At 69.9% G+C, this 14,942-nt stretch carries 14 protein-coding genes; 1 reads left to right on the top strand and 13 read right to left on the bottom strand.

The features are described 5' to 3' along the window. The 13 genes from metK to pyrR all read right to left on the bottom strand — a co-directional run. The coding region (gene metK / locus ACWGE1_RS34190; protein ID WP_453424345.1) for a methionine adenosyltransferase at positions 1-854 on the bottom strand (854 nt) is incomplete at its 3' end. A gap of 212 nt (positions 855-1,066) precedes the next feature. After that, positions 1,067-2,266 (bottom strand): bifunctional phosphopantothenoylcysteine decarboxylase/phosphopantothenate--cysteine ligase CoaBC, encoded by a 1,200-nt coding sequence (gene coaBC, locus ACWGE1_RS34185; protein WP_453424344.1) that lies wholly within the window; start codon positions 2,264-2,266, stop codon positions 1,067-1,069. A 123-nt stretch (positions 2,267-2,389) separates the two neighbouring features. Next, the gene (gene rpoZ, locus ACWGE1_RS34180; RefSeq protein WP_004948662.1) at positions 2,390-2,662 is read right to left on the bottom strand and encodes a DNA-directed RNA polymerase subunit omega; all 273 of its coding nucleotides are present in this window, start codon (positions 2,660-2,662) and stop codon (positions 2,390-2,392) included. A 72-nt stretch (positions 2,663-2,734) separates the two neighbouring features. Beyond that, positions 2,735-3,298, bottom strand: a complete 564-nt coding sequence (gene gmk, locus ACWGE1_RS34175; protein WP_030387225.1) for a guanylate kinase — start codon at positions 3,296-3,298, stop codon at positions 2,735-2,737. Positions 3,299-3,359: 61 nt separating this feature from the next. Continuing rightward, positions 3,360-3,683: an integration host factor gene (locus ACWGE1_RS34170; protein ID WP_030008746.1), complete on the bottom strand. Its 324-nt coding sequence runs from the start codon at positions 3,681-3,683 to the stop codon at positions 3,360-3,362. Positions 3,684-3,986: 303 nt separating this feature from the next. Beyond that, the gene (gene pyrF / locus ACWGE1_RS34165) at positions 3,987-4,820 is read right to left on the bottom strand and encodes an orotidine-5'-phosphate decarboxylase (RefSeq protein WP_453424346.1); all 834 of its coding nucleotides are present in this window, start codon (positions 4,818-4,820) and stop codon (positions 3,987-3,989) included. 2 nt (positions 4,821-4,822) lie between these two features. Then, entirely contained in the window at positions 4,823-5,932 is a 1,110-nt protein-coding gene (locus tag ACWGE1_RS34160; RefSeq protein WP_453424343.1) for a quinone-dependent dihydroorotate dehydrogenase, read from the bottom strand. 90 nt (positions 5,933-6,022) lie between these two features. After that, a complete protein-coding gene (carB, locus tag ACWGE1_RS34155; RefSeq protein WP_453424342.1) occupies positions 6,023-9,331 on the bottom strand; it encodes a carbamoyl-phosphate synthase large subunit in 3,309 nt (1,102 codons plus the stop codon). After that, complete coding sequence (gene carA / locus ACWGE1_RS34150; RefSeq protein WP_453424341.1) at positions 9,324-10,472, bottom strand: glutamine-hydrolyzing carbamoyl-phosphate synthase small subunit; 1,149 nt, start codon at positions 10,470-10,472, stop codon at positions 9,324-9,326. The genes carB and carA overlap by 8 nt, the downstream gene beginning before the upstream one ends. Further along, on the bottom strand, positions 10,469-11,050 hold the full coding sequence (locus ACWGE1_RS34145) for a PH-like domain-containing protein (RefSeq protein ID WP_453424340.1): 582 nt from the start codon (positions 11,048-11,050) through the stop codon (positions 10,469-10,471). The genes carA and ACWGE1_RS34145 overlap by 4 nt, the downstream gene beginning before the upstream one ends. Next, positions 11,047-12,333 (bottom strand): dihydroorotase, encoded by a 1,287-nt coding sequence (locus ACWGE1_RS34140; RefSeq protein ID WP_453424339.1) that lies wholly within the window; start codon positions 12,331-12,333, stop codon positions 11,047-11,049. The genes ACWGE1_RS34145 and ACWGE1_RS34140 overlap by 4 nt, the downstream gene beginning before the upstream one ends. 2 nt (positions 12,334-12,335) lie before the next feature. Beyond that, complete coding sequence (locus ACWGE1_RS34135) at positions 12,336-13,328, bottom strand: aspartate carbamoyltransferase catalytic subunit (RefSeq protein WP_453424338.1); 993 nt, start codon at positions 13,326-13,328, stop codon at positions 12,336-12,338. 107 nt (positions 13,329-13,435) lie between these two features. Beyond that, positions 13,436-14,011, bottom strand: a complete 576-nt coding sequence (gene pyrR / locus ACWGE1_RS34130) for a bifunctional pyr operon transcriptional regulator/uracil phosphoribosyltransferase PyrR (protein WP_453424337.1) — start codon at positions 14,009-14,011, stop codon at positions 13,436-13,438. A gap of 286 nt (positions 14,012-14,297) precedes the next feature. Here pyrR and bldD point away from each other — a divergent pair, with 286 nt between their 5' ends. Beyond that, positions 14,298-14,798, top strand: coding sequence for a transcriptional regulator BldD (gene bldD, locus ACWGE1_RS34125; protein WP_030008755.1), 501 nt, complete (start codon positions 14,298-14,300; stop codon positions 14,796-14,798). Positions 14,799-14,942: the final 144 nt, after the last annotated feature.

Genomic DNA, 14,942 nt, shown 5'->3' with positions numbered 1-14,942 from the left:
GGGTCCTTGCCGGAGAAGGCGCCGCCGCCGTGGCGGGCCATGCCGCCGTAGGTGTCGATGATGATCTTGCGGCCGGTGAGGCCGGCGTCGCCCATCGGGCCGCCGATCTCGAAGCGGCCGGTCGGGTTCACCAGGAGGCGGTAGCCCTCGGTGTCGAGCTTGATGCCGTCCTCGACGAGCTGGGCCAGGACGTGCTCGACGACGAACTCGCGGATGTCGGGCGCGAGCAGCGAGTCGAGGTCGATGTCCGAGGCGTGCTGCGAGGAGACCACGACGGTGTCCAGGCGGACGGCCTTGTCGCCGTCGTACTCGATGGTGACCTGGGTCTTGCCGTCGGGGCGCAGGTACGGGATGGTCCCGTTCTTGCGGACCTCGGACAGGCGGCGCGAGAGGCGGTGCGCGATGTGGATCGGCAGCGGCATGAGCTCGGGGGTCTCGTCGCAGGCGTAGCCGAACATCAGGCCCTGGTCGCCGGCGCCCTGCTTGTCGAGCTCGTCCTCGTCGCCCTCGACGCGCTTCTCGTAGGCGGTGTCGACGCCCTGCGCGATGTCCGGGGACTGCGCGCCGATGGACACCGAGACGCCGCAGGAGGCGCCGTCGAAGCCCTTCTTCGAGGAGTCGTAACCGATCTCGAGGATCTTCTCCCGGACGAGCTGCGCGATCGGCGCGTAGGCCTTCGTCGTCACCTCTCCCGCGATGTGCACGAGGCCCGTGGTGATGAGGGTCTCGACGGCGACGCGCGAGGTCGGGTCCTCGGTGAGGAGCGCGTCGAGGATCGTGTCGCTGATCTGGTCAGCGATCTTGTCGGGGTGGCCCTCGGTGACGGACTCCGAGGTGAAGAGACGACGGGACACAACGCTCCCTGGGGGTTGCAGCGGCTGCTGGCTGAATCATTTGGCGGAACCACATCGGGGGCTGCGCCCGATCACGTTCCGGATGCAGTTTATCGGTCGCCACCGTTTCCGGGACCACCCGTCTCGCCTTATGGGAGCCGTGTGACCTGCGGCACTCCATTCTTACGCACGGATTCGACGAGGAGAAGAGCAATCGGTCCAGGCGCGTCGCACTACAGCCGGACGGCGACCTGGTCCCAAATCACTTCGGCCAAGGCTTCCTTCGGACCGTAGGGGACCTGCGTTTCCGACCCGTCGGAGGCCAGGATGACCGCTTCGTTCTCCTCGGAACCAAAGGTGCGGGCTTCCCCGACCTCATTCACGACGAGAAGATCACATCCCTTGCGCGCGAGCTTGGCCCGGCCGTTCGCGAGGACGTCGTCGGTCTCCGCGGCGAACCCCACGACCACCTGCCCGGCCCTGGCCCGATCGGCCGAGATCTCGGCGAGAACGTCCGGATTTCGTACAAGGGCGACCGGCGCCGGATCCTGTCCGTCCTTCTTCTTGATCTTTCCACCCGCGTACTCGGCGGGCCGGAAGTCGGCCACGGCAGCGGCCATCACCACGGCGTCGGCGTCCGCGGCCGCCTTGAGGACCGCCTCGCGCAGCTGTACGGCCGTCCCCACGCGCACGACGTCCGCCCCGGCCGGGTCGGCCAGTGCGGTGTTGGCCGCGATCAGGGTGACCCGGGCCCCGCGGGCGACCGCGGTACGGGCGAGGGCGTAGCCCTGCTTGCCGGAGGACCGGTTGCCGAGGAAGCGGACCGGGTCCAGCGGCTCCCGCGTGCCGCCCGCGCTGATCACCACGTGGCGTCCGGCCAGGTCCGGCTCGGCCACCCCGCGGGCCAGGACCCTGCGGCAGACCTCGAAGATCTCATCGGGGTCGGGCAGCCGCCCCTTGCCGGTGTCCTTGCCGGTGAGCCGGCCGACGGCGGGCTCGATGACGAGGGCGCCGCGCCGGCGGAGCGTGGCCACGTTCTCCTGGGTGGCGGGGTGCTCCCACATCTCGGTGTGCATGGCGGGGGCGAAGACCACCGGGCAGCGGGCGGTGAGCAGGGTGTTCGTCAGCAGGTCGTCGGCGAGCCCGTGGGCGGCCTTGGCCAGCATGTCGGCGGTGGCCGGGGCGACGACGACGAGGTCGGCGGACTGCCCGATGCGCACGTGCGGCACCTCGTGGACGGATTCCCAGACCTCGGTGGAGGCCGGGTTCCCGGAGAGGGCGGACCAGGTGGCCTCCCCCACGAAGTTCAGGGAGGACGCGGTGGGCACCACCCGCACGTCGTGGCCGGACTCGGTGAGCCGGCGCAGCAGCTCGCACGCCTTGTAGGCGGCGATCCCGCCGCTGACTCCCAGTACGACCTTCGGCTTGTCCACCACGCACTTCCCTTCGACGGCTGCGACGCGATCGGCTCTGAATCGTCGTCGTACCCACCCATGACACACCACAGGCCCGGCAGATGTTCTGCCGGGCCTGTGGTGAAAGGACTTCTCGGTGCCTTACTGGGCCGGGGCCTCGATGGCCTCGGAGGTCAGCAGACCCGCGTTGATCTCGCGCAGCGCGATCGAAAGCGGCTTCTCGTGGACGTGGGTGTCCACCAGCGGGCCGACGTACTCGAGCAGGCCCTCACCGAGCTGCGAGTAGTACGCGTTGATCTGACGCGCGCGCTTGGCCGCGTAGATCACGAGGCTGTACTTCGAGTCCGTGGCCTCGAGCAGCTCGTCGATCGGCGGGTTGATGATGCCCTCGGGCGCAGTGATGGAAGAGGACACGCTCTACCTTCCGAAGATGGGTGAAAGATGGGGCCGTCCTGGAATCGATCGATTCAGAACATCGATCAACGATCAGACAACTGCCATCAAGGCTAGCAGCTCGCGGGCAACGTCCTCGACGGAGGTGTTGACCAGGGTGGTGTCGAACTCGGACTCGGCAGCGAGCTCGATCCTGGCGGCGGCCAGCCGGCGCTCGATGACCTCGGCCGATTCGGTGCCCCGGCCGGTCAGTCGGCGGACCAGCTCGTCCCAGCTCGGCGGGGCCAGGAAGACCAGCTGGGCGTCGGGCTTGGACTCGCGGACGAGTCGTGCGCCCTGGAGATCGATCTCCAGCAGTACCGGCTCGCCGTTGTCGAGGCGTTCCAGCACCGCGCCGCGGGGTGTGCCGTAGCGGTTGCCCGCGAACTCGGCCCACTCCAGCAGCTCGCCGTTGGCGATCAGCTTGTCGAACTCGTCGTCATTGACGAAGAAGTAGTGGACTCCGTGTCGCTCACCGGGCCGCGGCTTGCGGGTGGTGGCCGACACCGAGAGCCATACCTCGGGGTGAACCTTGCGCATATGCGCGACGACCGTGCTCTTGCCGACCCCTGAAGGGCCGGAGAGCACGGTCAGCCGCGGACGAACCTCTGCTGCCATAGAGCGATTATCCAGGTTCTCGGGACTGCCTGAGAACGCCGGGAGAACTTCAGTCGACGCCTCAGGCGCCGGTGCTGCCGAACTCGCGCTCCAGAGAGGCGATCTGGTTGGAACCGAGACCTCGGACACGCCGGGACTCGGAGATGCCGAGACGCTCCATGATCTGCTTGGCGCGCACCTTGCCCACGCCAGGCAGCGACTCCAGCAGGGCGGAGACCTTCATCTTGCCGATGACGTCGTTCTCCTGGCCCGTCTTGATGACCTCTTGGAGCGAGGCGCCGGAGTGCTTGAGTCGATTCTTGACCTCGGCCCGCTCCCGGCGAGCCGCGGCGGCCTTTTCGAGCGCGGCTGCGCGCTGTTCAGGGGTAAGGGGCGGAAGAGCCACGCCTACGTCACCTCGGATGTCGAACTGTCGGATACGGACCGGTGGGCAGCCCGAAGGCACCACACCTGGCGAGCTCCCGAACAGCGATGGAAACGCGTTCGCTGCACGTTCACTCTGGTCGGAGACTAGCGGCCAACACCGCTCCAGTCAGCGAGAACGGACGAAAAGTCCTGGTCAGCCTCCACTGAACCGTACATCACGGACAAAATACCCCGGTTTTGTCCGATGAAGAGCGTTCGAGTTTCGCCAAGAAATGCGAGAGGCCCTGCCGCGGAGGTGCGGCAGGGCTTCCCGGGTGACCGATTACGCGGTGACGGCCTCGTGGATCTCGTCGGCGAAGCGCCGTGCCGAGTCGCGCAGGGCGCTCACGTCCGGACCGTGCTTCAGGACCCCCCGCGAGACGTTCGGGACGACATTGCGCACGGCCTTGCCGAACACGCCCGGCAGATCCGCGGCCGTCGCGCCCTGCGCGCCGATGCCGGGGGCCAGCAGCGGCCCGTTGATGTCCAGGTCGAAGGAGGACAGGTCGCCCAGCGTGGCACCGACCACCGCGCCGAAGGAGCCCATGGGGGCGGCGTCCGCGTTCTCCGCCGCCAGATGCGCCAGCATCGTCGCGCCGATCGTCCGGCCGTCCTCCCGGACCGCCCGCTGGACCTCCGCGCCCTCCGGGTTCGAGGTCAGCGCCAGGACGAACAGGCCGGCGCCCGACTCCCGGGCCAGGTCCACGGCCGGCTTCAGCGAGCCGTAGCCCAGGTACGGGGAGACCGTGAGCGCGTCCGAGAACAGCGGCGAGGCCGGGTCCAGGAAGGCGGAGGCGTACGCCGCCATCGTCGAGCCGATGTCACCGCGCTTGGCGTCCATGACGACCAGCGTCCCGGCCGCCCGGGCGTCCGCGACGGTCCGCTCCAGGACGGCCACGCCCTTCGAGCCGAACCGCTCGAAGAAGGCCGCCTGGGGCTTGAAGACCGCCACCGACTCCGCGAGCGCCTCGACGACCGTACGGGAGAACCGCTCCAGGCCCGCGATGTCGTCCTGGAGGTCCCACTGCGCCAGCAGGGCGGCGTGCGGGTCGATGCCCACGCACAGCGGGCCCCGGGAGTCCATCGCCGCGCGCAGGCGGGCGCCGAACGGGGTCACAGTCACTTGGTGGCCTTTCGGGTCTCGGCGCCCACCGCGTCGGCGAGCGTCGCGTAGGGGCTGTTGGCCAGGCGCGCGGCAAGGCCCTTGTGGATGGCGCGGGCGTAGAACGGGCCCTCGTAGATGAAGGCGCTGTAGCCCTGGATCAGCGTGGCACCGGCCAGGATCCGCTGCCAGGCGTCCTCGGCGTTCTCGATGCCGCCGACCCCGACGAGGACCAGACGGTCCCCCACACGGGCGTACAGGCGGCGCAGGACCTCCAGCGAGCGCTCCTTGACGGGGGCGCCGGAGAGCCCGCCGGTCTCCTTCACCAGGGACGGGGAGGACTTCAGGCCCAGCCCCTCCCGGGCGATGGTGGTGTTCGTCGCGATGATCCCGTCGAGGCCCAGCTCCAGGGCCAGGTCGGCGACGGCGTCGACGTCCTCGTCCGCGAGGTCGGGGGCGATCTTCACGAGCAGCGGCACCCGGCGGTCGGTCACCGTGCGGTCCGCGGCCTCGCGCACGGCGGTCAGCAGCGGGCGCAGGGACTCGGTGGCCTGCAGGTTGCGCAGGCCCGGGGTGTTCGGGGAGGAGACGTTCACCACGAGGTAGTCGGCGTGCCGGGCGAGGCGCTCGGTGGAGGCGACGTAGTCCCCCACGGCCTCCTCCTCGGGCACGACCTTCGTCTTGCCGATGTTGACGCCGACGACCGTGCGGAAGACGGCTTCGCGGGCCGCCAGGCGCGCCGCCACGGCCGCCGAGCCCTCGTTGTTGAAGCCCATGCGATTGATCAGTGCGCGGTCCGGCACGAGGCGGAAGAGCCGCTTCTTCGGGTTGCCGGGCTGCGGCTCGGCGGTGACCGTGCCGATCTCGATGTGGTCGAAGCCGAGCATCGACATGCCGTCGATGGCGACGGCGTTCTTGTCGAAGCCGGCCGCGAGGCCGAAGGGGCCGTGCATCCGCAGGCCGAGGGCCTCCGTGCGGAGCTCCTCGTGGCGCGGGGCCAGGGCGGCGGCCACGAAGGTGCGCAGCACGGGCGTGCGGGCCGCGAGGCGGATCCAGCGGAAGGCCAGGTAGTGGGCCTGCTCCGGGTCCATCCGCTTGAAGACCAGGTTGAAGAACGTTTTGTACATCGTCGGAAAATCCCTCTGCGCTCGTGAAGAGGGGGACACCCGTCGTGAAACCGGTGTCCCCCTCCCCGTGTCCGGGCTGTACGGCCTGCGTCAGTCGCGGGCTGCGGTCAGGTGCTCCGCGTGCTCCTGGAGGGAGCGCACGCCCACGTCGCCGCGGTTGAGCGCGTCGATGCCCTGGACGGCGGCGGCGAGCGCCTGGACCGTGGTCAGGCAGGGGACACTGCGGGCCACGGCCGCGGTGCGGATCTCGTAGCCGTCGAGGCGGCCGCCGGTGCCGTACGGGGTGTTGACGATCAGGTCGACCTGGCCGTCGTGGATCAGCTGGACGATGGTCTTCTCGCCGTCGGGGCCCTCGCCCTCGCTGAGCTTGCGCACCACGGTGGCGTTGATGCCGTTGCGGCGCAGCACCTCGGCGGTGCCCGAGGTCGCCATCAGCTCGAAGCCGTGGGCGACGAGCTCGCGCGCCGGGAAGATCATCGAGCGCTTGTCGCGGTTGGCGACGGAGATGAAGGCACGGCCCTTGGTGGGCAGCGGGCCGTAGGCGCCGGCCTGCGACTTGGCGTAGGCGGTGCCGAAGACGGCGTCGATGCCCATGACCTCGCCGGTGGAGCGCATCTCGGGGCCGAGGACGGTGTCCACGCCGCGGCCGTGGATGTCGCGGAAGCGCGACCACGGCATGACGGCCTCCTTGACGGAGATCGGCGCGTCGATCGGCAGGGTGCCGCCGTCGCCGGTCTTCGGCAGCAGGCCCTCGGCGCGCAGCTCGGCGATGGTGGTGCCGAGCGAGATGCGGGCGGCGGCCTTCGCGAGCGGGACGGCGGTGGCCTTCGAGGTGAAGGGCACGGTCCGGGAGGCGCGCGGGTTGGCCTCCAGGACGTAGAGGATGTCCCCGGCCATCGCGAACTGGATGTTGATCAGGCCGCGGACGCCGACGCCCTTGGCGATGGCCTCGGTGGAGGCGCGCAGCCGCTTGATGTCGTAGCCGCCGAGGGTGATCGGGGGCAGGGCGCAGGCCGAGTCGCCGGAGTGGATGCCGGCCTCCTCGATGTGCTCCATGACGCCGCCGAGGTAGAGCTCGTGGCCGTCGTAGAGGGCGTCGACGTCGATCTCGATCGCGTCGTCGAGGAACCGGTCGACCAGCACGGGGCGGGTCGGGGAGATCTCGGTGGACTCGGCGATGTACGACTCGAGGCGGGCCTCGTCGTAGACGATCTCCATGCCGCGGCCGCCGAGCACGTAGGACGGGCGCACGAGGACCGGGTAGCCGATCTCGTCGGCGATCGCCTTCGCGCCCGCGAAGGTGGTGGCGGTGCCGTGCTTGGGGGCGGGCAGGCCGGCGTCGGCGAGGACCTGTCCGAAGGCGCCGCGGTCCTCGGCGGCGTGGATGGCCTCCGGCGGGGTGCCGACGACGGGGACGCCGTTGTCCTTGAGGGCCTGGGCGAGACCGAGGGGGGTCTGGCCGCCGAGCTGGACGACGACACCGGCGATGGGGCCGGCCAGCGACTCGGCGTGGACGATCTCCAGCACGTCCTCGAGCGTGAGCGGCTCGAAGTACAGGCGGTCGGAGGTGTCGTAGTCGGTGGAGACGGTCTCCGGGTTGCAGTTGACCATCACGGTCTCGTAGCCGGCGTCGCTGAGGGCGAAGGAGGCGTGGACGCAGGAGTAGTCGAACTCGATGCCCTGGCCGATGCGGTTCGGGCCGGAGCCCAGGATGATCACCGCGGGCTTGGTGCGGGGGGCGACCTCGGACTCCTCGTCGTACGAGGAGTAGAAGTACGGGGTCTTCGCGGCGAACTCGGCGGCGCAGGTGTCGACCGTCTTGTAGACCGGGCGGACGCCCAGCGCGTGCCGGACCTCGCGGACGACGTCCTCGCGCAGGCCGCGGATCTCGGCGATCTGGGCGTCGGAGAAGCCGTGGCGCTTGGCCTCGGCGAGCAGCTCGGGCTGGAGCTTCTCGGCGGCGGCCAGCTCGTCCGCGATCTCCTTGATGAGGAAGAGCTGGTCGACGAACCAGGGGTCGATCTTCGTGAACTCGAAGACCTCTTCCTGGCTGGCGCCGGCGCGGATGGCCTGCATGACGGTGTTGATGCGGCCGTCGGTCGGGCGGACCGCGGTGCGCAGCAGCTCGTCCTTGTCGCCGGTGGGGCCGACGAAGGTGAACTGCGAGCCCTTCTTCTCCAGGGAGCGCAGGGCCTTCTGGAGGGCCTCGGTGAAGTTGCGGCCGATGGCCATGGCCTCGCCGACCGACTTCATGGTGGTGGTGAGGGTGGCGTCGGCCAGCGGGAACTTCTCGAAGGCGAAGCGCGGGGCCTTGACGACGACGTAGTCGAGGGACGGCTCGAAGGAGGCCGGGGTCTTCTCGGTGATGTCGTTGGGGACCTCGTCGAGCGTGTAGCCGATGGCCAGCTTGGCGGCGATCTTGGCGATCGGGAAGCCGGTGGCCTTCGACGCGAGCGCCGAGGAGCGCGAGACGCGCGGGTTCATCTCGATGACGATGACGCGGCCGTCGACCGGGTCGATCGCGAACTGGATGTTGCAGCCGCCGGTGTCGACGCCGACCTCGCGGATGATCGCGATGCCGATGTCGCGCAGCCGCTGGTACTCGCGGTCGGTGAGCGTCATCGCCGGGGCGACGGTGATCGAGTCACCGGTGTGGACGCCCATCGGGTCGAAGTTCTCGATGGAGCAGACGACGACCACATTGTCCTTGGTGTCGCGCATCAGCTCCAGCTCGTACTCCTTCCAGCCGAGGATGGACTCCTCCAGGAGCACCTCGGTGGTCGGGGAGAGCGTGAGGCCCTGGCCGGCGATGCGGCGCAGCTCGTCCTCGTCGTGGGCGAAGCCGGAGCCGGCGCCGCCCATGGTGAAGGAGGGGCGGACGACGACGGGGTATCCGCCGAGGGTCTCGACACCGGCCAGGACGTCGTCCATGGAGTGGCAGATGACGGAGCGGGCGGACTCGCCGTGGCCGATCTTGGCGTTGACGGCCTCGACGACGCCCTTGAAGAGGTCGCGGTCCTCGCCCTTGTTGATGGCCTCGACATTGGCGCCGATGAGCTCGACGCCGTACTTCTCCAGCACGCCCTGCTCGTGCATGGAGATGGCGGTGTTGAGCGCGGTCTGGCCGCCGAGGGTCGGGAGGAGCGCGTCGGGGCGCTCCTTCGCGATGATCTTCTCGACGAACTCGGGGGTGATCGGCTCGACGTACGTGGCGTCGGCGATCTCCGGGTCGGTCATGATCGTCGCGGGGTTGGAGTTGACCAGGATGACCCGCAGGCCCTCGGCCTTGAGGATGCGGCAGGCCTGGGTGCCGGAGTAGTCGAACTCGGCGGCCTGTCCGATGACGATCGGGCCGGAGCCGATGACCAGGACGGACTGGATATCGGTGCGCTTAGGCACGCTCGGCCTCCATCAGGGATACGAAACGGTCGAAGAGGTACGCGGCGTCGTGCGGGCCGGCAGCTGCCTCGGGGTGGTACTGGACGCTGAAGGCCGGCTGGTCGAGCAGCTGGAGGCCTTCGACGACGTTGTCGTTCAGGCAGACGTGGGAGACCTCGGCGCGGCCGTAGGCCGTCTCGGAGACCTCGTCGAGGGGCGCGTCGACGGCGAAGCCGTGGTTGTGCGCGGTGATCTCGACCTTGCCGGTGGTGCGGTCCTGCACCGGCTGGTTGATGCCGCGGTGGCCGTACTTCAGCTTGTAGGTGCCGAAGCCGAGCGCGCGGCCGAGGATCTGGTTGCCGAAGCAGATGCCGAAGAGCGGCGTCCTGCGCTCCAGCACGCCCTGCATGACGGCGACGGGGCCGTCGGCGGTGGCCGGGTCGCCCGGGCCGTTGGAGAAGAACACGCCGTCGGGGTTGACCGCGTAGACGTCCTCGACGGTGGCGGTGGCGGGCAGCACGTGCACCTCGATGCCGCGCTCGGCCATCCGGTGCGGGGTCATGCCCTTGATGCCGAGGTCGACGGCGGCGACGGTGAAGCGCTTCTCGCCGATCGCGGGGACGACGTACGTCTCCTTGGTGGCGACCTCGGCGGAGAGGTTCGCGCCCTTCATCTGCGGCTGCGACTGGACCTTGGCCAGCAGCGCCTCGTCGCGGATGCCCACCCAGGCCTCGCCCGAGAAGATGCCGACGCGCATGGCGCCGCGCTCGCGCAGGTGGCGGGTCAGGGCGCGGGTGTCGATGCCGGAGATCCCGACGACGCCCTGCTTGACGAGCTCCTCGTCCAGCGAGCGCCGCGAGCGCCAGTTGGAGGGGACGCGGGCGGGGTCGCGCACGGCGTAGCCGGCGACCCAGATGCGGGAGGACTCGGGGTCCTCGTCGTTGACGCCGGTGTTGCCCACGTGCGGGGCGGTCATCACGACGACCTGCCGGTGGTACGACGGGTCGGTGAGGGTCTCCTGGTAGCCGGTCATGCCGGTGGAGAACACGGCCTCGCCGAAGGTCTCCCCCACAGCGCCGTAGGCGCGGCCGCGGAAGATCCGACCGTCCTCCAGGACGAGTACGGCGGGAGCTTTGGCTGCTCCCCTGGTGGAGGTCGTCATCGTTCGGCGCCTTCCGTCGTGATGGATGGGTTCATGTCGTTGATCGCTTCGACCCAGGCGGCGTGTTCGGCCGCGCGGTCGGAGCGGAATCCGGAGTCGATCAGCTTGTCGCCGTGCGCCCAGGTGACGACGAGCAGACCGCCCTCGGTGAGTACCTTGCCCGCGATTCCCTTGTCGAGGCGGGCGCCGCGCAGCTGCTCGGCCGGTACGAAGAAGTCGGTGGCCCCCGGTCGGACCACGTCGAGGCCCGCGTCGGTGAGCGTGAGCTCGACCCGGCTGCGGACGCCGAGACCGTGGGCGACGATCCGGTCGAGCCACTGCCCGGCGGTGGTGGACCCGTGGTAGCGGCCGGTCAGGGCCAGCCGGTGCGCGGGGAGACCGTCGGGGGCGGCGGGCAGCTCCGGCAGATCGTTCTGCAGAGCGCCGCGCCATTTCCAGCCCTGCCGCATCAGCCAGTAGACGAACGCGATGAAGACGGCCAGGCCGATCACCCACGCGATGCGGGCGCCGACACTGGTCACCTCCGCCGACTGTCGTTCGGCGGCCTCGGCGGCCAGTTGGATTACTGCAGGTGTCACGCCAGTTTCCCGTCCACGACCGTTGCCCGGCCCCGCAGGAAGGTATGAGTGACGCGCCCCGGCAGCTCACGGCCCTCGTAAGGCGTGTTGCGGCTGCGGGAGGCGAAGTGTGCGGGGTCCACGACACCACGGTACGAGGTATCGACCAAGGTCAGGTTCGCGGGTTCACCTGCCGAGACGGGGCGGCCGTGGTTCTCCAGGCTGCCGATGCGCGCCGGGGCGAAGGACATCCGCTCGGCGACGCCCGCCCAGTCGAGCAGTCCGGTCTCGACCATCGTCTGCTGGACGACGGAGAGCGCGGTCTCCAGGCCGACCATGCCCATGGCGGCGGCGGCCCACTCGCAGTCCTTGTCCTCGTGCGGGTGCGGGGCGTGGTCGGTCGCGACGATGTCGATCGTGCCGTCGGCGAGCGCCTCGCGCAGGGCCAGCACGTCGCGCTCGGTGCGCAGCGGCGGGTTGACCTTGTAGACCGCGTTGTACGAGCGCACGAGCTCCTCGGTGAGGAGGAGGTGGTGCGGGGTGACCTCGGCGGTGACGTCGATGCCGCGGGACTTGGCCCAGCGGACGATCTCGACGGAGCCGGCCGTGGAGAGGTGGCAGATGTGGACGCGGGAGCCGACGTGCTCGGCGAGCAGGACGTCGCGGGCGATGATCGACTCCTCGGCGACGGCCGGCCAGCCGCCCAGACCGAGCTCGGCGGAGACGATGCCCTCGTTCATCTGGGCGCCCTCGGTGAGGCGGGGCTCCTGGGCGTGCTGGGCGACGACGCCGCCGAAGGCCTTCACGTACTCCAGGGCGCGGCGCATGATCACGGCGTCGTCCACGCACTTGCCGTCGTCGGAGAAGACGGTGACGCGGGCGGCGGACTCGTGCATGGCGCCCAGCTCGGAGAGCTGCTTGCCCTCCAGGCCGACGGTGACGGCGCCGATGGGCTGCACGTCGCAGTAGCCGGACTCCTTGCCCAGGCGCCAGACCTGCTCGACGACGCCGGCGGTGTCGGCGACCGGGAAGGTGTTCGCCATCGCGAACACGGCGGTGTAGCCGCCGGAGGCGGCGGCGCGGGTGCCGGTGAGGACGGTCTCGGAGTCCTCGCGGCCGGGCTCGCGCAGGTGGGTGTGCAGGTCGACGAGGCCGGGGAGGAGGACCTGACCCTCGGCCTCGATGACGGTCGCTCCCTCGGCGGACAGGTCCTGTCCGACCTCGGCGATGGTCTCGCCGTCGATCAGGACGTCCTGCGCCTCGCCGCCGAGTACCTTCGCGCCACGGATAAGGATCTTGCTCATGGTTACTTGCTCTCCTCGGTACGGGCGGCGGCAGGGGTGGTGGTGACGGCGGGCTCGGAGCCTCCGAGCAGCAGGTACAGGACGGCCATCCGGGTCGAGACGCCGTTGGCGACCTGCTCGACGGCGGTGCAGCGGTCGGAGTCGGCGACCTGGGCGGTGATCTCCATGCCGCGGTTCATCGGGCCGGGGTGCATCACGATGGCGTGCTCGGGCATCTTCGCCATGCGGTCGCCGTCGAGCCCGTACCGGCGGGAGTACTCGCGCTCGGTCGGGAAGAAGGCGGCGTTCATGCGTTCGCGCTGCACACGCAGCATCATCACCGCATCGGACTTCGGCAGCACCTCGTCGAGGTTGTACGAGACCTCGCACGGCCAGGTGTCGACGCCGATCGGGACGAGGGTGGGCGGGGCCACCAGGGTGACCTCGGCGCCGAGGGTGTGCAGCAGGTGGACGTTGGAGCGGGCCACGCGGCTGTGCAGGACGTCGCCGACGATGGTGATCCGGCGGCCGTTCAGGTCCTTGCCGAGGCCGGCGTCGCGGCCGACCAGGCGGCGGCGCATGGTGAAGGCGTCCAGCAGGGCCTGGGTGGGGTGCTCGTGGGTGCCGTCGCCGGCGTTGACGACGGCGGAGTCGATCCAGCCGGAGGTCGCGAGCCGGTACGGGGCGCCGGAGGCGTGGTGGCGGATGACGACCGCGTCGGCGCCCATGGCCTCCAGGGTCAGCGCGGTGTCCTTAAGGGATTCGCCCTTGGAAACGGACGAACCCTTTGCGGAGAAGTTGATGACGTCGGCCGAGAGCCGCTTGGCGGCGGCCTCGAAGGAGATCCGGGTGCGGGTCGAGTCCTCGAAGAAGAGGTTGACGACGGTGAGGCCGCGCAGGGTGGGCAGCTTCTTGATCGGCCGGTCCGCGACGCGGGCCATCTCCTCGGCGGTGTCGAGGATCAGGACGGCGTCGTCGCGCGTGAGATCGGCGGCCGAGATGAGGTGGCGCTTCATCTGGATGGCTCCGTAGGTCGGGAGGGCAGACGGACTGACGGGCGGAGGTGCGGGCTCGCAGGGCAGGCCTCGGCGCGGGCCCGCTCGGGGCCCGTCACTCGGACGGTCTACTGGCCTGCTGCCTGGTCGGTCCGCTGGCCGAGCAGCACGGCGTCACGGCCGTCCTCCTCCTGGAGCTGGACCTTGACGGTCTCCCGCAGCGACGTGGGGAGGTTCTTGCCGACGTAGTCGGCACGGATCGGCAGTTCGCGGTGGCCGCGGTCGACGAGGACCGCGAGCTGCACGGCACGGGGGCGGCCGAGGTCGCCGAGGGCGTCGAGGGCGGCGCGGATGGTACGGCCGGAGAAGAGCACGTCGTCGACGAGGACCACGAGGCGGCCGTCGAGGTCGTCGCCGGGGATCTCGGTGCGACCGATCGCGCGGGCGGGCTTCATCCGCAGGTCGTCGCGGTACATGGTGATGTCGAGGGAACCGACCGGGATCTTCGTACCGGTGATCTCTTCGAGCTTGGCGGCCAGCCGGCGGGCGAGGTAGACACCGCGGGTGGGAATGCCGAGGAGCACCACGTCGTCGGCGCCCTTGGCGCGTTCGACGATCTCGTGGGCGATGCGGGTCAGGACCCGCGCGATGTCCTGTGCCTCGAGAACGGGGCGCATGGAATCGGTGTGCTGCTGGGTGTCCATGAAAAGGACCTCCTTCTCCGCCTCACGGGACGGACCTTAAAGGACGTCTGATCTACGTCTCCCACGGTACCAGGCACAGGCCGGTGGCTCGGACCGGGGTGGCCCGGAAGGGCTGCCGGAGGACTGCTGGGGCCGACCCCCCGGGGGGCGACGAAGACCATTCGGCTTGACGCATCCAAGTAACGCTGCGTAACCTCACAGTGAGTTACCAGCCGCGCGGCCGAGCCGCACGAGTTACGTAGTCGCAGTGTCCATCAGTCACAGCGTCACAGCGTCCGGGAGCGTTATGTCCAGCGAATACGCCAAACAGCTCGGGGCCAAGCTCCGCGCCATCCGCACCCAGCAGGGCCTTTCCCTCCACGGTGTCGAGGAGAAGTCCCAGGGCCGGTGGAAGGCCGTGGTGGTCGGTTCTTACGAGCGCGGTGACCGCGCCGTGACCGTCCAGCGCCTTGCCGAGCTGGCGGACTTCTACGGGGTTCCGGTGCAGGAGCTGCTTCCGGGAACGACTCCGGGCGGGGCCGCCGAGCCGCCGCCGAAGCTGCGTCTCGACCTGGAGCGCCTGGCGGGCGTCCCCGCCGAGAAGGCCGGCCCGCTGCAGCGTTACGCGGCGACGATCCAGAGCCAGCGTGGCGACTACAACGGCAAGGTGCTGTCGATCCGCCAGGACGACCTGCGCACCCTGGCCGTCATCTACGACCAGTCCCCTTCGGTCCTGACCGAGCAGCTGATCAGCTGGGGCGTGCTGGACGCGGACGCCCGTCGCGCGGTGGCGCACGAGGAACTCTGAGTTCCGGGCTCCAGGCCAGCAGAAACGTTTACCGGTGGGCGCCGAACTCCGCAAGGGTCCGGCGCCCACCGGTTTTTTGTTCCCACGTCCCACCCGCACGCCGCCCGCGCGTCATACGGAAGGGCCCGCAACGCGTACGTTGCG

It is taken from the genome of Streptomyces sp. NPDC054932, assembly GCF_053610205.1.
This window is presented reverse-complemented; position numbering and strand designations above follow the sequence as displayed.

What these genes read in the sequence shown, in the direction of transcription:
- gmk (WP_030387225.1), bottom strand. Translation starts at nt 3,298, where the DNA reads ATGGCAGCAGAGGTTCGTCCGCGGCTGACCGTGCTCTCCGGCCCTTCA.
- ACWGE1_RS34160 (WP_453424343.1), bottom strand. Translation starts at nt 5,932, where the DNA reads ATGTACAAAACGTTCTTCAACCTGGTCTTCAAGCGGATGGACCCGGAG.
- carA (WP_453424341.1), bottom strand. Translation starts at nt 10,472, where the DNA reads ATGACGACCTCCACCAGGGGAGCAGCCAAAGCTCCCGCCGTACTCGTC.
- ACWGE1_RS34140 (WP_453424339.1), bottom strand. Translation starts at nt 12,333, where the DNA reads ATGAGCAAGATCCTTATCCGTGGCGCGAAGGTACTCGGCGGCGAGGCG.
- ACWGE1_RS34135 (WP_453424338.1), bottom strand. Translation starts at nt 13,328, where the DNA reads ATGAAGCGCCACCTCATCTCGGCCGCCGATCTCACGCGCGACGACGCC.
- pyrR (WP_453424337.1), bottom strand. Translation starts at nt 14,011, where the DNA reads ATGGACACCCAGCAGCACACCGATTCCATGCGCCCCGTTCTCGAGGCA.
- bldD (WP_030008755.1), top strand. Translation starts at nt 14,298, where the DNA reads ATGTCCAGCGAATACGCCAAACAGCTCGGGGCCAAGCTCCGCGCCATC.